General features: G+C 57.7%; 24 protein-coding genes. 2 read left to right on the forward strand and 22 right to left on the reverse strand.

Translation table 11 applies throughout. From position 1 onward, the window contains the following. Position 1: 1 nt before the first annotated feature. The 4 genes from ACR0AW_RS06175 to ACR0AW_RS06190 are packed head-to-tail and all read right to left on the reverse strand — an operon-like array spanning position 2 to position 1885. Positions 2-475: a periplasmic heavy metal sensor gene (locus tag ACR0AW_RS06175; RefSeq protein WP_170397015.1), complete on the reverse strand. Its 474-nt coding sequence runs from the start codon at positions 473-475 to the stop codon at positions 2-4. Next, positions 472-816: a hypothetical protein gene (locus tag ACR0AW_RS06180; protein ID WP_170397018.1), complete on the reverse strand. Its 345-nt coding sequence runs from the start codon at positions 814-816 to the stop codon at positions 472-474. The genes ACR0AW_RS06175 and ACR0AW_RS06180 overlap by 4 nt, the downstream gene beginning before the upstream one ends. Then, on the reverse strand, positions 809-1423 hold the full coding sequence (locus tag ACR0AW_RS06185; protein ID WP_170403958.1) for an RNA polymerase sigma factor: 615 nt from the start codon (positions 1421-1423) through the stop codon (positions 809-811). Before ACR0AW_RS06185 ends, ACR0AW_RS06180 begins: the two co-directional genes overlap by 8 nt. 6 nt (positions 1424-1429) lie before the next feature. Continuing rightward, positions 1430-1885, reverse strand: a complete 456-nt coding sequence (locus ACR0AW_RS06190; RefSeq protein ID WP_170403961.1) for an EF-hand domain-containing protein — start codon at positions 1883-1885, stop codon at positions 1430-1432. 221 nt (positions 1886-2106) lie between these two features. Here ACR0AW_RS06190 and ACR0AW_RS06195 point away from each other — a divergent pair, with 221 nt between their 5' ends. Together ACR0AW_RS06195 and ACR0AW_RS06200 are read left to right on the forward strand one after the other, a co-directional pair. Continuing rightward, positions 2107-2505: a DUF983 domain-containing protein gene (locus ACR0AW_RS06195; RefSeq protein ID WP_170397024.1), complete on the forward strand. Its 399-nt coding sequence runs from the start codon at positions 2107-2109 to the stop codon at positions 2503-2505. Next, the gene (locus ACR0AW_RS06200) at positions 2502-3203 is read left to right on the forward strand and encodes an NUDIX hydrolase (protein WP_170397746.1); all 702 of its coding nucleotides are present in this window, start codon (positions 2502-2504) and stop codon (positions 3201-3203) included. The genes ACR0AW_RS06195 and ACR0AW_RS06200 overlap by 4 nt, the downstream gene beginning before the upstream one ends. Here the strand turns inward: ACR0AW_RS06200 and ACR0AW_RS06205 are convergent. The 18 genes from ACR0AW_RS06205 to ACR0AW_RS06290 form a co-directional block, all read right to left on the reverse strand. Further along, positions 3200-4867 carry a ribonuclease J gene (locus ACR0AW_RS06205; protein WP_170733151.1) on the reverse strand — a complete coding sequence of 556 codons (1668 nt, stop codon included), beginning with the start codon at positions 4865-4867 and terminating at the stop codon, positions 3200-3202. The genes ACR0AW_RS06200 and ACR0AW_RS06205 overlap by 4 nt on opposite strands. After that, complete coding sequence (locus ACR0AW_RS06210; RefSeq protein ID WP_170397028.1) at positions 4864-5643, reverse strand: type III pantothenate kinase; 780 nt, start codon at positions 5641-5643, stop codon at positions 4864-4866. Before ACR0AW_RS06210 ends, ACR0AW_RS06205 begins: the two co-directional genes overlap by 4 nt. A gap of 12 nt (positions 5644-5655) precedes the next feature. Next, a complete protein-coding gene (locus tag ACR0AW_RS06215; RefSeq protein WP_170403973.1) occupies positions 5656-6405 on the reverse strand; it encodes a biotin--[acetyl-CoA-carboxylase] ligase in 750 nt (249 codons plus the stop codon). Positions 6406-6459: 54 nt separating this feature from the next. After that, positions 6460-7902, reverse strand: a complete 1443-nt coding sequence (gene nuoN / locus ACR0AW_RS06220) for an NADH-quinone oxidoreductase subunit NuoN (protein ID WP_170733152.1) — start codon at positions 7900-7902, stop codon at positions 6460-6462. A gap of 15 nt (positions 7903-7917) precedes the next feature. Continuing rightward, positions 7918-9462, reverse strand: a complete 1545-nt coding sequence (locus ACR0AW_RS06225; RefSeq protein ID WP_170403976.1) for an NADH-quinone oxidoreductase subunit M — start codon at positions 9460-9462, stop codon at positions 7918-7920. Further along, entirely contained in the window at positions 9462-11591 is a 2130-nt protein-coding gene (nuoL, locus tag ACR0AW_RS06230; protein WP_170397036.1) for an NADH-quinone oxidoreductase subunit L, read from the reverse strand. Before nuoL ends, ACR0AW_RS06225 begins: the two co-directional genes overlap by 1 nt. Before the next feature lie 6 nt (positions 11592-11597). Then, complete coding sequence (nuoK, locus tag ACR0AW_RS06235) at positions 11598-11903, reverse strand: NADH-quinone oxidoreductase subunit NuoK (protein ID WP_005984024.1); 306 nt, start codon at positions 11901-11903, stop codon at positions 11598-11600. A gap of 4 nt (positions 11904-11907) precedes the next feature. Beyond that, on the reverse strand, positions 11908-12510 hold the full coding sequence (locus tag ACR0AW_RS06240; protein ID WP_170397038.1) for an NADH-quinone oxidoreductase subunit J: 603 nt from the start codon (positions 12508-12510) through the stop codon (positions 11908-11910). Continuing rightward, entirely contained in the window at positions 12507-12917 is a 411-nt protein-coding gene (locus ACR0AW_RS06245; RefSeq protein ID WP_010442761.1) for a carboxymuconolactone decarboxylase family protein, read from the reverse strand. Before ACR0AW_RS06245 ends, ACR0AW_RS06240 begins: the two co-directional genes overlap by 4 nt. Continuing rightward, positions 12914-13408 (reverse strand): NADH-quinone oxidoreductase subunit NuoI, encoded by a 495-nt coding sequence (gene nuoI, locus ACR0AW_RS06250; RefSeq protein WP_170397042.1) that lies wholly within the window; start codon positions 13406-13408, stop codon positions 12914-12916. The genes ACR0AW_RS06245 and nuoI overlap by 4 nt, the downstream gene beginning before the upstream one ends. Position 13409: 1 nt before the next feature. Then, entirely contained in the window at positions 13410-14447 is a 1038-nt protein-coding gene (gene nuoH, locus ACR0AW_RS06255; protein ID WP_170733153.1) for an NADH-quinone oxidoreductase subunit NuoH, read from the reverse strand. A 204-nt stretch (positions 14448-14651) separates the two neighbouring features. Further along, positions 14652-16673 (reverse strand): NADH-quinone oxidoreductase subunit NuoG, encoded by a 2022-nt coding sequence (nuoG, locus tag ACR0AW_RS06260; RefSeq protein WP_170733154.1) that lies wholly within the window; start codon positions 16671-16673, stop codon positions 14652-14654. Between the two features lie 2 nt (positions 16674-16675). Then, positions 16676-17080 carry a DUF5333 domain-containing protein gene (locus ACR0AW_RS06265; RefSeq protein ID WP_170424103.1) on the reverse strand — a complete coding sequence of 135 codons (405 nt, stop codon included), beginning with the start codon at positions 17078-17080 and terminating at the stop codon, positions 16676-16678. A 98-nt stretch (positions 17081-17178) separates the two neighbouring features. Beyond that, complete coding sequence (locus ACR0AW_RS06270; RefSeq protein ID WP_480438780.1) at positions 17179-17535, reverse strand: hypothetical protein; 357 nt, start codon at positions 17533-17535, stop codon at positions 17179-17181. 79 nt (positions 17536-17614) lie between these two features. Beyond that, positions 17615-18118 carry a DUF3291 domain-containing protein gene (locus ACR0AW_RS06275; protein ID WP_170403991.1) on the reverse strand — a complete coding sequence of 168 codons (504 nt, stop codon included), beginning with the start codon at positions 18116-18118 and terminating at the stop codon, positions 17615-17617. Continuing rightward, positions 18115-18531: an MAPEG family protein gene (locus ACR0AW_RS06280; protein ID WP_170733155.1), complete on the reverse strand. Its 417-nt coding sequence runs from the start codon at positions 18529-18531 to the stop codon at positions 18115-18117. Before ACR0AW_RS06280 ends, ACR0AW_RS06275 begins: the two co-directional genes overlap by 4 nt. 5 nt (positions 18532-18536) lie before the next feature. Continuing rightward, the gene (nuoF, locus tag ACR0AW_RS06285) at positions 18537-19835 is read right to left on the reverse strand and encodes an NADH-quinone oxidoreductase subunit NuoF (protein WP_170403997.1); all 1299 of its coding nucleotides are present in this window, start codon (positions 19833-19835) and stop codon (positions 18537-18539) included. Positions 19836-19842: 7 nt separating this feature from the next. After that, positions 19843-20070 (reverse strand): DUF5337 domain-containing protein, encoded by a 228-nt coding sequence (locus tag ACR0AW_RS06290; protein WP_170397749.1) that lies wholly within the window; start codon positions 20068-20070, stop codon positions 19843-19845. Positions 20071-20080 lie beyond the last annotated feature (10 nt).

Below are 20080 nucleotides of genomic sequence, written 5' to 3' on the forward strand. Positions count from 1 at the left end.
GTCAGTCCCGTTTTTTGTGTTTGCGCGGGCCGCGTTTAACTACGTCCTCCAGCCGGTCCGCGTAAGCGGCACGTTGGTCATCATTCATGGCCGAGATCTGGGCCAGCCATTGCTGATGAAGCGCAGTCTGCAGATCAGCAGTTGCCTTCGACTGCTGTGCCAAAAGACTCGCAACCGCTGCGGGATCGAAAGGCACGGCCCTAAGCACTTGACTAAGAGCAGTAAAATCCTGCTTGCGCCGATGTGATCCTTTTCCGCGCAGGTCCGACAACTCACCTCTCAGAGCCTTTCGATCCGACTTTGGCAGCGCATAATACAGCGCCGGGCCAAATCCCGGAGGCGCATCGGCATGAGCGCTTCCTTTGAAGCGCAATGCCGCACCCAAAATGACTCCGACAATCAGCAGATTCAAAGCAAGAGAGACAACCAGCAATATCGGCATCCATTTGCGTTTGGGTGCGGGATGATCGCTCATTCTGCGTCCTCCAGATAGTTTTCGTCTAAATTCAGATCGGCCATCAGATAGGTCGTCTCTTGTGAGATGAAATAATCAACAGGGTCCGGCAAGAAGGCCGGAGCGGAGAACCCGATCCAGACGCCAGCTGCGCTTGCGGCCACAAGACCGCTCAACCCTTGCCACCCCCCGATAACGCCTATCTTTTGCCGCCATGTCCGCCGCTGCGGTCTTGCGGTTCGGGCCAGACGTATGGCTTCAGCATCCGTTTCGATGCGAACAGCAAGATCGTCAGGAAACGTATCCCGCGCTGCACGCGCCCGTGCAAACAGATGGTCGAGTTCGTTATCTTGATCAGCCATGTTCGTACCCCAGTTCATCCCGACGCCCCGCCAGTATCGCGGTCAGAGATCGTTTGCCACGCGCGGTCAGGCTTTCAACCGCCTCGACCGAAATATCCATGATCCCCGCGATTTCGGGATTGGACAATTCTTCGATGTGCCGCAGAACCACAGCCTGCCGCTGCCGGTCCGGCAAATGCTCCAATGCAGCCTGCAACGCGTCCTTGCGGGCACTCTCCTGCATCTGGTCGACCACACTGGCAGTCTCATCTTCGGGTTCGGCCACATTGTCCAACGCTTGAGGCCGCTTTTTCCGGCGCAAGTCCACACATAGATTCAGTGTTACGCGATAGAGCCAGGTCGATAACTGCGCCTGCCCCGGCACCCAGTCAGGTGCCATCTTCCAAAGGCGCATCATCGCTTCTTGCGTCACGTCCTCTGCTTCTGCTGGGTTTCCCAGCATTCGCAAAGCCACGGAATAACTTCGCGGCCCCAACCGCCCGGTCAGCAGGCGGGCCGCCGTAGCATCGCCATCAGAAAACCGGCCCAGCAACTCTTCGTCGCTGGGCTCGGGCATGGCAGGTGTTCCGCCATGCTCGATGTCGGGATAAGAGGTCAGATCCTCCATCCCGCATCAGTTGTTGTCGGTGTCCGACTTCTGATGCCGCTTGTGTTTCCGGCCCATTTTGTCTTTTGCATCCGCGTATTCCTGTTCTGAGATCGAACCGTTGCCGTCGGCATCGATGCGCTCGAACATCTTGGAGGCGCGGCGCGGTTTCGGCAATTCATCTTCGCTAAGGAAACCATCCGCATTTGCGTCGTGCTTTTCGAACATCTTGGTAACACGCTCGTTGGCCTTGGTCTGCGCCGCGGCCTGCATTTCTTCGACGCTCAGTTGGCCGTCGCCATCCGTATCGGCAGCGGTGAATTTCTGGTTGCGATGTGTCTCGATCTCGGCCTGAGTCACCTGCCCGTCCCCGTCGGCATCCAGTTCCTGAAATGTCGCACGCGGGCCCTTGGCCAAAGCGGAAGTGCCGGTCACAGTAACTGCAGCTACGACGATTGCCGAAATGAAGCTTTTGGTTTTCATTACATAGTTCCCTGAATTTGGCGGCCATTTGCCGCTGTTGATACCTATTCAAACGCGGCTTGGGCGGGTTTCCGTCGCTTCCGGCACAACTTTTTTTGCTTTATTTGAAACGCCAATAGAAAATGATACGCTAAGCAGCAGCGCCACAAAGCGACGCACCCCCCTTTTCCGTTGGGTCTGATCCTGCCTATATGCCTCCAGGAAAGATGCGCGAGATACATATGATTGACCAAACTATTGACAGTTCGCTCGAAGAAGACCGCCCAACAAAACCCGCATTGATCCGAGGGTTCCGGTGCAAATGCCCGAATTGCGGTGAGGGTGCGCTGTTGCACAGCTATCTCAAGGTGAATGACACCTGTTCGGAATGCGGGCAGGAATTGTTCCATCATCGCGCTGATGACGGCCCGGCCTACCTGACGATCCTGCTGGTGGGGCACCTTCTGGCACCCGCCCTTCATGTCTCTTACGTGCAGTGGCGTCCCGATCCATGGACCATGGCGATTGCATTCTCGATCGGCTGCGTCGCGCTATCCCTGTTCCTTCTGCCCCGTCTCAAAGGGGCCGTTGTCGCCTATCAATGGGCGCGGCGGATGCACGGGTTTGGCAAGGCCGGATGACGGCGGATAAAACCGCAATCCGGGATGCTGCTACCGTAATCGTATTGCGTGATCGGTTCACAGACCCGTCGATCCTGATGGGCCAACGCGGTGCCAAGGCTGCGTTCATGCCGAACAAATTCGTATTCCCGGGCGGCGCGGTTGATGCTTCCGATGCAGGCATCCCGCTCAGTACGCCATTGCCCGATCTATGCACCGATCGCCTGTCACAACAATCAGCGCCAAACTTGCAGACCTCTCTGGCTGTCGCGGCGATCCGAGAGTTGTGGGAAGAAACCGGGCTTGTTCTGGGACAACAAGGGAATTGGCAAGGCGCGATCCCGGCCGATTGGCAAAGCTTTGCGGCGATGGGCTACCTGCCGTCTGCGGAAGCACTGCAATTTGTCTTTCGCGCAGTCACACCACCGGGGCGACCCCGCCGGTTCGACGCCAGGTTCTTTCTGGTCGATGCGGACGCGATTCAGGGGGATCTTGACGACTTCACCCATGCCTCGGACGAGCTATCGCATTTGCAATGGGTCAAGATCAGCCAAGCGCGGGAGTTCGACCTGCCCTTCATCACCGAAGTTGTTCTGGCCGAAGTCGCTGCCCGTGCAGAGGACCCGAACCCGCCTGAAACCGTTCCCTTCTTTCTCAACAACGAAGAGGCCAGCCTTTTCCTGCAGCTTCGGGGCTATCCGATGCCCTATGCAGATTAACGCATTCGGCTAACAACCACTGTTACCTCGGGTTTCTTGCCGATCTCGGCCTGCGCGGTCTGACGTGCGATCCGGCGCAACCCTTCTTCCAGTTTGTCGTCATCACGCAGCGTCTTTGCGCCCGCACGCATCAGGAACTGGTTCAGGTCCTCTTCCAGCACCTCAATCAGCCCCGCGCGGGATGATCCCATTTCGGGCAGGCCCATCGTATCGCACCACGGCTCACCCAGCGGTTCGTCTTCTTCGTCCAATATCACCGTGATGGTGATATGGCCGTTCAGCGCCATGCGAATCCGGTCGCGCACCACGCCGTCCAAGGCGCCGATTTTGACTGTACCATCCAGATAGGTCCGGCCAGTCTCGATATAATCCGCCACTTTGGGCGCATTCCCAGTCAGATCCAGCATAGTGCCGTTAACAGCGAGAATCCCAGTACGTCCGCCCGCTTCGGCCAGTTTGGCATGCTCACGCAAGTGGCGGTGTTCGCCATGCATCGGGATGACCATCTGCGGATCGATCAGAGCGTGAACCTTCTCAAGATCAGGCCGGTTGGCGTGACCCGAGACGTGATACAGACCAGAGCTGTCATCGACCACATCCACGCCCTTCTCACTGAGCTGGTTCATGATGCGGATCACGCCACGTTCATTGCCGGGAATAGTCTTGGACGAGAACAGAAACAGATCGCCCTCTTTCGCTTCTAGTCCGCGATACTTACCGCGCGCCAGTTGGGCGCTGGCTGCGCGGCGTTCGCCTTGGCTGCCAGTCACAATCAACATCAGGTTCGCGCGCGGCACGTCGACGGCCTCTTCGGCGCTGATAACCTTTGGAAAATCGGTCAGGATGCCGGTCTCGGTCGCCGCCTCGATCATACGCCGCATCGCACGACCCAGCAGAACGACCGAACGGCCGGCTTTCTGTCCCGCCTCTGCCAGCGTTTTCACGCGTGCCACGTTCGAGGCAAACGTGGTTGCGATGACCATGCCGCTGGCCTCTTGAACCAGACGGGTGATCTCGGGGCCGACTTCGGATTCCGAACGCCCGGGATGGCTTGAGAACACATTAGTACTGTCACAGATCAACGCTTTGACGCCGGGCTTTGCCACCTCGGCCCACAGATCGGGATCGAATGGTTCGCCCACGACCGGGTTGGAATCGAGCTTGAAATCCCCCGTATGCACCACGCGTCCGGCAGGCGAGTCGATAACGAGCCCTGCACTTTCAGGGATGGAATGCGAAACCGGCAGGAAACCAACGGTAAACGGGCCAGCCTTGATCTGTTCGGGCCATGGAGACGCAGTTTGCACCGCCTCGGTCGGGTGGCCGCGTTCTTCCATCTTGCGACGCGCGATATTGGCGGTAAAAGCGCGCGCGTAGACCGGCGCGCCTAAAGCCTCATAACAGTGGGCCACCGCCCCGACATGATCTTCGTGCGCGTGAGTGACAAAAACTGCTTCCAGCTGATCGGCGCGCTCTTTCAACCAGGTGATGTCTGCAAAGATCAGATCCACGCCGGGCGAGGTGTCCATGTCCGGGAAGGCAACGCCAAGATCCACAAGGATCAACCGCTCTTGCCCCGGCTTACCGTAACCATAGACATAGGCATTCATGCCGATTTCGCCTGCACCGCCCAGCGGCAGATAGATCAGTCGTTCACTGCTCATGTTGAGCCATTTTCCTTGTTATAGCGATGTATCACGGTCAACCCGTGCATCGTCAGATCATCCTCGATAGCGTCAAAACCCACGTCAGCCTGGTCAAACAGAGGCGCCAGGCCACCGGTACCGACGACTTTCATCGCCATTCCGTATTCAGCTTTCACGCGCGAGATCAGCCCTTCGATCAGGCCGGAATATCCCCAATACACGCCGGACTGGATACAGCCAACCGTGTTTGTTCCAATCACTTTTTCGGGCCTCGTGATGTCGATATGCGGCAACGCCGCGGCACCCTGATGCAGTGCCTCAAGGCTCAGGTTCACGCCAGGGGCGATGATACCACCGACATAGGCGCCGTCGGCTGCGACTACGTCGAAATTCGTAGCCGTCCCAAAGTCAACCACAACCACATTGCCGCCATGGCGGTCGAACGCCGCCGCCGCGTTGGCCAACCGGTCCGGACCGGGCACGGTGCCTTCGTCCACGCGCGGATTGACCGGCAGCAGGCAATCTGGCTTGCCAACAACAATCGGCCGGCATCCAAAAAAGCGATCAGCAAAGACCCGCAGGTTGAACACCACGCGTGGCACGGTTGAGGCGATGATCACATCCGAGATATCAGCTTCGATACCGTAGTGTTTCACCAAGGTTGAATACCAAGTGAAATATGCGTCCGCTGTGCGGGCATGATGAGTTGAGGTGCGCAGGGTGCACAGAAACTTTTCGCCATCCCAGATCGAGAAAACGGTGTTGGTATTGCCGCAATCAATCGCCAGAAGCATCCCGCGCCCCTTTCAGAAGTACACATCCGCAGCCGGAATGCTGACCCGGCCCTTGGCGGTGTTTAGGACAAGGCTGCCACCCACGTCTACCGTTTCGAAGGTTCCAACCGTTTCGGACGTGGCTGTACGAGCGGTTATGACTTCGCCCAACCGCGCTGCTCGGGATAGCCAGGCGGTGCGGATCGGTTCGAACCCGTAGGTCATGAACTGGGTCTCATAATGCGCATAAGCTACCGCCAGTTCGGTCAGAAAATCCTCGGGGGTGGTGAGCGCGCCGGTTTCCGAGAGCAGAGAAACAGGTCGCACCGCTCCGGCTTCGACGCGATCAGTGCCCGGTGCCTCGGACAGGTTCACCCCAACCCCTATCGCCAGATGTGACACCCCCCGGCCCTGCCCCGTGCTTTCTAGCAGGATACCCGCTAGTTTTCCGCCGTTGAGCAGCACGTCATTGGGCCATTTCAGTGCCAAACCTACTGCGCGCCCCGTTACCGCCACACAGGCATCATACAGGGCGAGCGCTGCGACAAAACTTCGAAGGGCCGCCTGTTCCGGATCACCCGGCGGGCGCATCAGCAAAGTCGCTGCCAGATTACCTTTGGGGTTGGCCCAGGCTCGCCCGCGCCGACCACGCGCGGCGGTCTGATGATGGGCCATGATCCAGACCGGACCGGTCGCTGTTGGCGCAAGCCGCACCGCCTCATTCAGAGTACTGTCGACTTCTTTCAGTATATGCAGGCCATATCCCTGCGGCCATTCGCTCATGTCAAAAAGGCCCGGTCGCGCGACCGAGCCTCGGTTGATCGAAACGCGGCAGTATCAGTTGACAAGCGTCGTCGCAGCAGCTGAAGCTGCCCCTTCCACACCGAACTGATAAAATACGCCAATCAACATCAGAGCCGCAGAGCCCATCAGCGCTGCCCACAAAACCGGGGTCGAGCGGATCTCGATCGGGTCTTCATTCTCCGCCCCGAAATACATGTAGAACACGATCCGCAGATAGTAGAACGCACCGATGACCGAGGCGATGGCCGAGACGATCACCAGCCCGAACAGGTCGGCATCGATACCCGCTTGCCAGACGCCGAACTTGGCGAAGAAGCCCAGCATCGGTGGCACGCCCGCCAGACTGAACATCAGGATCAGGACCGCCAGAGCTTTGCCCGGATCGCGCTTCGAGAACTGACGTAGCGCATCAATATCAGTGACCGGTTTGCCATCACGCTCCATCATCAGGATGAATGCGAAGGTTCCGATATTCATCGTCACATAGATGGCCAGATACATCAGCATTGCCTTGATGCCCATCTCGGTCCCGGCGGCCAGTCCGATCAGAGCGTATCCCATATGGGCAATCGACGAAAACGCCATCAGCCGCTTGATGTCACGCTGCCCGATGGCCGCAACCGCGCCCAGCAACATCGACAGGACCGAAAGCAGCACGATCACTTGCTGCCAATCCTTGATCACGCCTCCGAATGCGTCATGCATCAAGCGCGCGAACAAGGCCATCGCAGCCACTTTCGGAGCGGTGGCGAAGAACGCGGTAATCGGGGTCGGTGACCCTTCATACACATCCGGCGTCCACATGTGGAACGGCACGGCCGAGACCTTGAAGGCCAGACCCGAGATCATGAACACCAGGCCAAACAGGAGGCCAATCGAGACATCTCCATGATGCACCGTTTGGATGATGCCCGAGAACAGCGTGGTGCCAGTGAAGCCGTAAACCAGCGACGCACCATAGAGCAGCAAGCCAGAACTCAACGCGCCCAGCACGAAGTATTTCAAACCGGCTTCGGTGGATTTGGCACTGTCGCGCCGCAAGGCGGCCACGACGTAAAGCGACAGCGACTGCAGCTCAAGCCCCATATAAAGCGACATCAGATCGCCTGCGCTAACCATCATCATCATGCCTACAGCCGCAAGTGCGACCAGCAGAGGATATTCAAAGCGCAACAGATCGCGGCGCGCCATATATTCCTGGCTCATCAGCAATACCGCAGCGGCAGACAGCAGAATCGCAACCTTTGCAAATCGAGCAAAGCCGTCATCCACAAACATGCCGTTGAAGGCCACGTTGGTACCTTCGCCATTCATCGCAATCCAGATTGCCAACACTGCCATCAGACCTGAAGTGGCCCAGACCAGCATGGGAGCCAGAGCATCCTTGGTGGTGTAGACAGCCCCGATCAGCGCCGCCATCGCATAAATTGCCAGAACAATTTCCGGCAGGATGATTGTCAGATCAGCCTGGATCATGTCTCCAAAGCCCCCTTAATGCGAAGCGGCTGTCTGGGTTGCGGCTTCAGCCGCGGCCAGAGCCGTGTCATAGTTCGAGATTAGCGCTGCGGTGGATTGCCCGATCACATCGGTCACCAGCGAGGGATAAACCCCAAGCAGAATGGTCATCACGATCAGCGGCGCGAAGATCAGCCGCTCGCGCGAACTCATGTCTGTGATGGCCTTGAGGCTTTCCTTGATCAGATCTCCAAAAACTACCCGGCGATAGAGCCACAGCGCATAGCCCGCTGAGAAGATCACACCGGTTGCAGCCACAGCCGTCACCCAGGTGTTGACCTGGAAAGCGCCCATCAGGGTCAGGAATTCCCCGATGAAGCCCGATGTACCAGGCAAGCCGACATTGGCCATGGTGAACAGCATGAAGACCAGAGCGTAAGCCGGCATCCGGATGACCAAACCGCCATACGCCTCGATATCGCGGGTGTGCATCCGGTCATAGATCACGCCAACACACAGGAAGAGCGCTGCGGATATGAACCCATGACTGAGCATCTGGAAGATCGCGCCATCAATGCCCTGCTGGTTCGCTGCAAAGATACCCATGGTCACAAAGCCCATATGCGCGACCGAGGAATAGGCGATCAGCTTCTTCATATCCTCCTGCACCAGCGCGACCAGAGAGGTGTAGACAACAGCAATCGCCGACATCCACAGCACCACATCGGTCATCACCGCAGACCCCACCGGGAACATCGGCAGGCTGAAGCGCAGGAAGCCATAGCCGCCCATCTTCAACAGGATCGCCGCCAGCACGACCGAACCTGCCGTCGGCGCCTGAACGTGCGCATCCGGCAACCAGGTATGCACCGGCCACATCGGCATCTTCACCGCGAACGACGCGAAGAAGGCCAGGAACATCAGCGTCTGCATGCCGCCGACGATATAGATGCCCAGTACGCTGAACCCTTCGGACGAGAACTGATGGCTCATCAGCGCTTCGATATCCGTGGTGCCCGCATCCGCATACATCGCAACCATCGCCACCAGCATCAGCACCGAGCCGAGGAAGGTGTATAGGAAAAACTTGAAGCTGGCATAGATGCGGTCCTTGCCACCCCAGATACCGATGATCAGGAACATCGGGATCAGGCCCGCCTCGAAGAACAGGTAAAACAGCACGAGATCCAGCGCCATGAACACGCCCAGCATCAGCGTTTCCAGCAGCAGGAATGCGATCATGTATTCCTTGACCCGGTCCGTGACCTGCCAGCTGGCCAGAATGGTCAGCGGCATGATGAAGGTGGTCAGCAGCACGAAAAGAACGCTGATACCATCGACACCCATCTTGTACTTCAAGCCCAGCAGCCACTCGCCCTCTTCCACCATCTGGAAGCCGGTGTTGGACGGATCAAAGCCGGTATAGATGCCGATTGAGACCAGAAAGGTCACGGTTGTGGCCACCAGCGCAACCCATTTGGCGTTGCGCTGCGCGGCTACGTCCTCGCCATGCAGAAACAGGGCCAGAATGCCTGCTGCGATGGCGGGGATGAAGGTGACAATAGATAGGATATTGTCCATTAGTTTGCGCCTCCGCCGATCGACATCCAGGTGACAAGAGCGGCGATGCCCAAAACCATCCAGAAGGCGTAAGTAAAGATGTAACCCGTCTGAGCTTTGCCTGCGAGGCGGGTGAAGAAGGGCACCACGCCCATCGAAACCCCGTTCAGGAAGCCATCAATCGTGTTGCCGTCACCGCGTTTCCACAGGAACCGACCCAGCGCAACGGTAGGTTTGACAAAGATCGCGTCGTAGATCTCGTCAAAGTACCACTTGTTCTTGAGAAACAGGTACAGCGGCCGCTGGTTCGCCGCCAGACGTGCGGGCAACGACGTGTTCACGATGTAGAACCAATAGGCGACGACAAAACCCAGCAGCATGGCAACAAAAGGCGATACTTTGACCCATTTCGGAGCCTCATGCGCATCGTTCAGGACATTGTTGTCAGGTGCCATATACAGCGCGCCTTCGCCCGGCTCACCGCCAAAGCTGGCATGCTTTTTGTCCGCCTTGTAGTCACCCTCGCCTTTATCAGCCTTCGCGTCGAATTGGTCGTCATCTGCCTTGGCCTCACCATGAGATGCGTCTGCGGCAACTTCGCCATGACCGCCGGTCTCTTCCGCCAGCGGAATACCGTAGAACTTGGCCACTTTATCGGTGTAGCCGAAGAACTGGTTGTACCACAGCATCCCCGAGAACACCGCGCCCAGAGACAGTACCCCCAACGGGACCAGCATGACCATCGGACTTTCATGCGCGTGCTCATGCGTATGCTTGTCGCCACGCGGCTCGCCATAGAAGGTCAGGAATATCAGACGCCAGCTGTAGAATGAGGTGAACACCGCTGCGATTACCAACATCCAGAAGGCATAACCTGTGCCACCTACAAAGGCGCTTTCGATTATGGCATCCTTCGACAGGAACCCGGCGAAGCCAAACGTGGTCAGCGGGATGCCCACACCGGTAATGGCCAGCGTGCCGATCATCATCGCCCAGAACGTATAGGGGATTTTCTTCCGCAGACCGCCGTACTCGGTCATCTCCTGCTCATGATGCATCGCATGGATCACTGAACCGGCACCAAGGAACAGTAGCGCCTTGAAGAACGCGTGCGTCAGCAGATGGAACATCGCGGCTGAGTACATGCCAACGCCGGCGGCGACAAACATGTAACCCAATTGCGAACAGGTCGAATACGCAATGACCCGCTTGATATCGGTCTGCACCAAGCCCACGGTTGCTGCGAAAAACGCAGTCGAAGCGCCAAGGAAGGCTATGAACCCGGTGGCCCCCGGTGCGAACTCCATCAGCGGCGACATACGGCAGACCAGGAACACACCTGCGGTAACCATGGTCGCAGCGTGGATCAGCGCGGACACAGGGGTCGGACCTTCCATCGCATCCGGCAGCCAGGTGTGTAGTATCAACTGCGCCGATTTACCCATCGCGCCGATGAACAGCAGAACACAGATCACCTCGATCGCAGTCCACTCACCCCAGAGGAAGCTCAGTTTTTCCTCCGCCAATGCCGGGGCCGACGCGAATATGTCTGAGAAATTGATGCTGTCGGTCAGGAAGAACAGCGCGAAGATCCCCAGCGCAAAGCCGAAATCGCCCACTCGGTTCACGATGAACGCTTTCATCGCCGCTGCATTGGCGCTGGGCTTGCGATAATAGAACCCGATCAGCAGGTACGAGGCGACACCCACGCCTTCCCAGCCAAAGAACATCTGAACCAGATTGTCCGCCGTCACCAGCATCAGCATGGCGAAGGTGAAGAACGACAGATAGGCAAAGAAACGCGGCTTATAGCTTTCGCCTTCACGCCATTGCGGGTCGTGATCCATGTAGCCGAATGAATACAAGTGAACCAGCGCCGAAACGGTCGTCACCACGATCAGCATGATCGCCGTCAGACGGTCCAGACGAATGGCCCAGCTTGTCGACAGCGAACCACTTTCGATCCAGCGCATGATCTCGATCTGCTGGGTGTGGCCATCAAATGAAAGGAAGACGATCCAGCTGAGCAGGCAGGCCAGAAACAGCAGGCCCGTTGCGGTCCACATGGCGGCTTTCTCACCAATGAAGCGCCAGCCAAAACCGCAGATCAACGCACCCACGAGCGGGGCAAAGAGGATGGTGGTTTCCATATTCTCTTACCCCTTCATCATATTGACGTCTTCAACCGCGATGGTGCCACGGTTGCGGAAGAAGCAGACCAGAATGGCAAGGCCAATCGCCGCCTCAGCCGCCGCAACTGTCAACACGAACAGCGTAAAGACCTGCCCGACCAGATCGCCGAGGAAACTAGAGAACGCCACGAGGTTGATATTCACCGCCAGCAGCATCAACTCGATGCTCATCAGCAGGATGATGACGTTCTTGCGGTTCAGGAAGAGACCGAAGATGCCGATGACGAATAGCGTCGCCGCGACCGTAAGATAGTGTTCAAGTCCGATCATCGTCTCAAAGTCCCTGCCCCGGTTTCACGTCCTTCAACTCCATCGCTTTGGCCGGGTCGCGCATCATCTGGCCGATGATGTCCTGACGCTTGATGTCCTGACGGTGGCGCAGTGTCAGCACAATGGCACCGATCATGGCCACCAGCAGGATCAGGCCCGCCAGTTGGAACAGAAGGAAGTATTGATCGTATAGAATGACGCCGAGCGCCTCAGTGTTGTGGCGGTCGCTCGGTACCGGCTGCGCCAGATTGGCGGCGGCACCCTGCGCGCTGTCCCATGCTCCGATGGCCATGACGAACTGCATCAGGATCACCAATCCGATCAACAGCGCCAGCGGCATGTAGCGCGCCATCTCGGCCTTCAGCTCGGCAAAGTCCACATCCAGCATCATCACCACGAAGAGGAACAGAACCGCAACCGCGCCGACATAAACGATAATCAGCAGCATCGCCACGAACTCGGCCCCCAGCAGCACGAACAGGCCCGCAGAGGACAGAAAGGACAGGATCAGCCACAGCACCGAATGCACCGGCTGGCGGCTGATCACCGTGAACAGCCCGCCGGTGATGGCGCTGATGGCAAACAGATAGAAGGCAAAGACGGTCATTGATCCTCATCCTCGTTATCACCCATGACCTCTTGCGCCAGATCGAGCGCACGGGTCATGGCCGGGATGCCGGCAAAGACCGACATCTGACCGATCGTTTCCACGATCTCTTGTTTTTTGGCGCCAGCCTCAAGCGCGTGGCGCACGGTCTGACGCACCGCCGAGTCCGCCTGAGCGCCCTGACAGGTCAGCCCGGCCAGCGTCAGCAGAAGGCGCGTTTTGGCGTCCAGCCCGTCCTTGTTGACGGTATTGCCGAACATCATCTCCATGACCTCTTTCGGCATGGTCGGCCACAGCGCCTCGAACCCTTTGGGCGAGAAATTTTCCATCGCCGGGTTCATCGCCTTGGCCATGTCCTGAGCTTGCTTCATCATCAGCTCGAACGGATTTGTTGGACTGTCACTCATCTGTACGGCGCGTCCATTTCCAGATTGCGAGCGATTTCGGCTTCCCAGCGTTCGCCATTATCCAGCAGTTTCTGCTTGTCGTAGAACAACTCTTCCCGGGTTTCGGTGGCGAATTCGAAATTCGGGCCCTCGACGATGGCATCAACCGGACATGCCTCCTGGCAGAAACCGCAATAGATGCATTTAGTCATGTCGATGTCATAGCGCGTGGTGCGGCGGCTTCCGTCTTCGCGCGGCTCGGCATCGATGGTGATGGCTTGTGCAGGACAGATCGCTTCGCACAGTTTGCAGGCGATGCAGCGTTCCTCACCGTTCGGATAACGGCGCAGGGCATGTTCACCCCGGAACCGCGGGGACAAGGGCCCCTTTTCATGCGGGTAGTTCACGGTCGCTTTTGGGGCGAAGAAGTATTTCAAGCCCAATTTCATTCCGACCCAGAAGTCCTGCAGCAGGAAATACTTGGCGGCGCGGGTGTAGTCGATTTGAGTCATATCAGCCTCCTACGCTCCAACGGGCAAACGCGCCCCAGAACCAGTCGAATTTCGCCGCGAAGGCCACGAAGACGACCCAGACGAGGCTGAACGGCAAGAACACTTTCCAACCCAGGCGCATCAACTGATCATAGCGGTAGCGGGGTGTGATCGCCTTGACCATCGCGAAGATGAAGAAGAAGAACGCCATCTTGGCAACCATCCACAATACGCCGTCAGGCAGGCCTGGGATCGGGGACAGCCAACCGCCAAAGAACAGCAGTGTGGTCAGAGCACACATCAGGAAGATGGCGATGTATTCACCAGCCATGAAAAGCAGGAAAGGCGTGGCCGAGTATTCGACCTGATAGCCTGCAACCAGTTCCGATTCCGCCTCGGGCAGATCGAAGGGTGGCCGGTTGGTTTCAGCCAATGCCGAGATGAAAAACAGGAACACCATCGGGAAATGCGGCAGCCAGTACCAGCTGAAGAACCCGAACGAGCCATCCTGTGCGCGGACGATATCACCAAAGTTCATCGAACCGGTCGAGATGATGATGCCGATGATGATCAGACCGATGGATACCTCGTATGATATCATCTGCGCGGCAGAGCGCAGCGACCCAAGGAATGGATACTTTGAATTCGACGCCCAACCACCCATAATCACGCCATAAACCTCAAGCGATGAGACTGCGAAGACATAGAGGATGGCGACGTTGATGTCCGACAGGACCCAGCCATCGTTGAACGGGATCACCGCCCAGGCGATCATCGCAAGGACAAAACTGGTCAATGGTGCGAGGATAAACACCGTACGGTCGGCACCTGCGGGAATGACGACCTCTTTCACCACATATTTCAGTGCGTCCGCCACCGATTGCAGCAGGCCGTATACGCCGACAACATTGGGGCCGCGACGCATCTGGACGGCGGCCCAGATCTTGCGGTCGCCGTAAACGAGGAACAACAGCGAGATCATCACGAACGCAATAACAGCAAGCACTTGCGCCAGAATGATGATAGCTATTCCGCCTGGGGTGTTAAAGAAGTCAGCCATTGGTCCTCACACCGTGGGTATTTTGGTTTCCGCGTGCGATGCAAAGGCCAGATGCCTGCGCAATCTGCGGCTGGGTCGGCGCGTTGGTGTAAACAGCATCTGCCGTCTGTACGCCACCCTTAATCTTCAATTTCACACGCAAATCTGGCGCGGCTATCTGCCACCCGGGCACCGCGTACGTCTGCGATATGAAACGTTTCTGGTTCATTCAGCCGCAATCTTCTCAGTCTTGCGGGTCTGCGCCTGTGCCGATAGTTCGGCCATCAATTGCGAGGCGCGGGCAATCGGGTTGGTCAGGTAGAAATCCTTGATTGCATTGCGGAAGCTGGCTTCACCCAATTTTCCGGCTTGTAGCGCCGCTGCTTCATTCTCAATCACCTCATCAATGCGCGCCAGATGCGGAACAGATTCGAGCAAGGAGGTGCGCAACTGAGCCAATGTATCATAGGGCAGAGTAGCCCCCAGCTCGGCAGACAACGCCCTTAGGATTGCCCAGTTTTCCTTGGCCTCTCCCGGTGCAAAGCCTGCGCGCATGGCGAGTTGAGGGCGCCCTTCGGTGTTCACGAACAGACCGTTTTCTTCTGTGTAAGCCGCCCCCGGCAGGATCACATCTGCGCGGTGCGCGCCACGATCGCCGTGACTGCCCTGATAGATCACAAAAGCACCCTCGCCGATCTCGACTTCGTCAGCACCGAGGTTATAGATCACATCGGCCGCGTTGACCGCCTCCATGCCACCTTCGTTGGTTGCATCCACATCCATCGCACCTACGCGCGATGCCGCGGTGTGCAGAACGATCAGCCCACTTTCGGTATTGCTTGCAATGGCTTGCGCGGCGGCCAGAACGGCAGAGCCATCGGCCTCCTGCAGCGCGCCCTGCCCGACGATGACAAGAGAGCGCTTGCCCTTGATCTCATCATCACCACCCATATCAACGATGGTCTGCAGCGCGGCACGGTCGCTGCCTACATGGTGATACTCATAGGTCAGATCGACGGCAGGCCCGACCAGGGCCACCTCGGCGCCGTGTGCCCAGGCCTTGCGGATACGAGCATTCAAAACCGGAGCCTCGTCACGCGGGTTGGTCCCGATCAACAGGATACGTTCAGCCGCATCAATATCTTCGATTGCCGCGGTCCCGGCATAGGCTGCTCGGTTACCCGCAGGCAGTTTGGCGCCGTCGGTGCGGCACTCAACGATACCGCCTTGCCCTTCGATCATCTGTTTCAGCGCATAGATGGCCTCAACCGGAGCCAGATCACCTACGATCCCAGCCGGTTTCTCGGCCCCCTTAAGAACCTCAGCAGCTTTGTTCAGTGCCTCTGGCCATGTGGCAGGACGCAGCTTGCCGTTTTCCCGCACATAAGGCCTGTCCAGTCGCTGACGCCTTAAGCCGTCCCAGACAAAGCGGGTCTTGTCGCTGATCCATTCCTCGTTCACACCGTCATGGTTGCGCGGCAGAAAGCGCATCACTTCACGCCCTTTGGTATCTACACGGATGCTTGAGCCCAAAGCATCCATCACGTCGATACTCTCGGTTTTGTTCAGTTCCCAAGGGCGCGCGGTGAAGGCATATGGCTTCGAGGTCAACGCCCCTACCGGGCACAGATCGATGATGTTGCCCTGCAGGTTCGAATCCAGCGTCTGGTTCAGGTACGAGGTGATCTCGGCATCCTCGCCCCGCCCGGTCTGCCCCATCTGGGTGATCCCGGCGACCTCTGTGGTGAAGCGCACGCAACGGGTACAACTGATGCAGCGAGTCATCGCGGTGCCTACCAGCGGACCAAGGTCCAGATCATCCACGGCACGCTTGGCTTCTTTGAAGCGCGTGCCTGACAGACCATAGGCCATGGCCTGATCCTGCAAGTCACACTCGCCGCCCTGATCGCAGATCGGGCAATCCAGCGGGTGGTTGATCAGCAGAAACTCCATCACCCCTTCGCGGGCCTTCTTGACCATGGGCGAGTTCGTCTTGACCACCGGTGCCTGCCCTTCGGGACCCGGACGCAGATCGCGCACCTGCATCGCGCAGGAGGCCGCCGGTTTCGGCGGGCCGCCCACGACCTCGACCAGACACATCCGGCAGTTCCCGGCAATCGACAGACGCTCGTGATAGCAAAAGCGCGGCACTTCGACCCCGGCCTGCTCGCAGGCCTGGATCAGTGTCATCGCGCCATCGACTTCGATTTCCTGCCCGTCGATATTGACTTTGCGGAGGTCAGACATCGCTAGTTCGCCCTCAAATACACGCCGATGGCGCTGTTTCTTTCAATCTCTTTCCGCCCCAACGTGCAGAAAGAATTGGGATTTTCATAAGACACGCCGTTTTGGGTCAGATACGCCTCACCCTTGGCACGCATCCTGTCTTTCTCGGCATCCGAGTCCACATAGGCGCGGATTTCCTTGTCCGAATATCCCAGTTTGTTCGCCTTGGACCGCAGATCCCACATCACTCCAATCGCCTTAAGTCGACGCCCGCTGATCGACGGACAGTACTCCGAAATCTCATTTGCGATCGCGATGTAGTAGAGTTCGTTGTCGATCTCTTTGACATCCCTCAAGGGTGGTTTGGCTTCGGCCATTACAGGCATCGAAATCGCGCAAATCGCGGCCAGAAGTCGTACAACAGTCATGACATTTCCTTTCGTCTTGGGATTCCCAAGACGGCGGTCAGCCGGGCTGCTATGCAATAACAGCCCATGGGTTTTGCCGTGATATGCGATACGGTGGCTCATGGTCGCTGACAGCTTCCGGCATACGTCAGCTTATCGTTTTCGATCCGTAGATTTTGCGGCTCGGTCTCCGGCCCAACCTTCCATACAATTCTGGACGATCCAAAATTCTGAATGCAGAATTTTGTCGCCTCATAGCGGCCCGCTTCGCGTGCGCCTTCCAATGACTGCGAAACGCCATTCACAGTCACAGTGAAATCGGTAGGTGTCGTCTTCTTATCCACGTGTTTAGCGTTGGCGTTGAAGAAAATGCCGTCAAACGCCACGCGGGTCGCCCTCGATTTCGCTGTACCGCAGGCAGATACAAGTAAGCTTCCCACCAATACCATTGTCATTACGAATACGCGTTTCGCCATCATGACCACTCCTGTTTCGTGGCTGGCGCTTGTGGCATCCGCTGATGCGCAGGAGAAAGCGTATGAATCAACATCCCGTTCACTCCGCCGCGACCTGTACGCAACGATTGTCGCGCCACTTGCTGGCCTGTTTCAATTCTGCCCACCCAAAGGCATGCTCGCTGGGACCTTCCGAGCGCAGCTTTTCCAGACGATCCAGCGCTTCGGCCAAACTGGGGCAATGCCCTTCCCGCACCCACCACATGACAAAATGTTGTTCGCCAAGGATTTCGAACCACTCTTGCCGACGCTCGTAGAACTGTTTGTGGATAGTCCCCCAAACAAATTTCTCAAGGCTGGCGACGTCTTCCCAAACCGTCAGGTTCGCGACGAATTGCGGATCATCCCCGATGCTGTTTTCGGTGTTGCCTGTTCCCGGCTCGCCCGAGCCTTCCATCATCCAGACAAAGCCAGACATCCGCTTGCCAAGCCCGTTGACGCGATCCAGGTTGGCCATGAATTCAGCCACACGCGGATCGTCTGTTGGCGCCAACAAACGGCCGACATTCAACTCGGCCAGATGATATCCTTCGGGCTGGATCAAAACGCGGCCACCAAAGCAATAAGGCCAAGAATGAACATGCAGGCCCATCCAACCACATAAGCAACAGACCGGACCCCGCTATGCGGCTTGCCGATCCCGCGCAGGTGAATCACCAACATAACAACCCGCGCCAGCAGCGCTATTGAGGCCAGCAGGTTCACCCAGAACGGGCTGGCCCCCAACAGGATCGCCGCGACTGTAACAGTCAAAAAGGCAGGCAGTGTTTCTGTGCCGTTCAGATAGGCGCGGTTCAAACGATAGGCCCTGTCCGAATAATCCTGATCCGGAGTTGCCCCCGGTGCCAGCCCCTTGCTCGCCTTTGCAAGCGCCGAGAACGGCGACATGAACAGAACGATCAGGGTAAAGATCACCAAAGCGGCGATCGCGTGGGAATATTCGGCATAGACTTCCATCGATTTTACTCCGCTGCCATCGCACCCATGCGGCCCGATTTCTGGGCCTTGATGCGGTCCTCTATTTCTTCTCGGAAATTGCGGATCAGACCTTGGATCGGCCAGGCCGCCGCATCGCCAAGGGCGCAGATCGTGTGGCCTTCAACCTGTTTGGTGACGTCAAACAGCATGTCGATCTCTTCCAGTTCGGCTTCACCGCGTACAAGACGATCCATCACGCGCATCATCCAACCGGTACCTTCGCGACACGGCGTACACTGGCCGCAGCTTTCGTGCTTGTAGAACTTCGACAACCGCCAGATTGCCTTGATGATGTCGGTGGACCTGTCCATCACGATGACCGCTGCCGTGCCCAGACCCGAGCCCAGTTCTCCGCGCAGATAGTCAAAATCCATGATCGCGTCGCGCATGTTCTCACCGCGCACGCATGGCACCGAAGACCCGCCGGGTATTACCGCCAGCAGATTGTCCCAGCCGCCACGAATGCCGCCGCAATGGGTTTCAATCAGCTCTTCGAAGGAGATCGACATCGCCTCTTCGACGACACAGGGGTTATTCACATGGCCCGAGATCGCAAACAGCTTGGTGCCCGCGTTGTTCTGACGGCCAAAGCCTGCGAACCAGTCGGCACCACGCCGCAGAATCGTGGGCACAACGGCAATCGATTCCACATTGTTCACCGTGGTCGGGCAACCATAAAGACCCGCACCCGCCGGAAACGGAGGCTTCATGCGCGGCATACCCTTCTTGCCCTCAAGGCTTTCGATCAGAGCAGTTTCCTCGCCGCAGATATAAGCCCCAGCGCCGTGATGCAGGAACAGGTCGAAATCCCAGCCGGAACCAGCAGCATTCTTCCCGAGCAGACCCGCGTCATAGGCTTCGTCAATCGCGGCCTGCAGAGCCTCACGCTCGCGGATGTATTCGCCGCGCAGGTAGATGTAGCAAGTATGCGCGTTCATTGCGAAAGACGCGATCAGGCACCCCTCGATCAGCGTGTGCGGATCATGACGCATAATCTCGCGGTCTTTGCACGTCCCGGGTTCGGATTCATCCGCGTTCACCACCAGATAAGCCGGGCGACCATCGCTTTCCTTGGGCATGAAAGACCATTTCAGACCGGTCGGGAAACCCGCACCACCACGGCCGCGCAGACCTGAATCCTTCATCGTCTGGATGATCCAGTCACGGCCCTTTTCAATCAGGCCAGCGGTGCCGTCCCAATGCCCCCGGGCCTGCGCGCCTTTCAAAGTGCGCTCGTGCATCCCGTAGATGTTGGTAAAGATCCTGTCCTGATCCTTCAGCATCGCTCAGTTACCTTTGGCTGTCCTGACGCATGCGCCAGAGTTGAAAAATGTTGACGCCCGCATAGATGAAACCTGCCAGAGCGGCAAAATCAAACAGCAGCGCATAGCGTGCGGTCAAGCCCAGCGCCGGGCCGATGAACAAATTCATGGCCAGCCAAATCACCATCGTCACGGCGATGACGATGCCGATATGTCGGCCCTTGCGGGCTATGGCCAGTTCCTTGTCTTTATCCATATCGTCCTGA

The organism is Ruegeria sp. C5, from assembly GCF_056537605.1.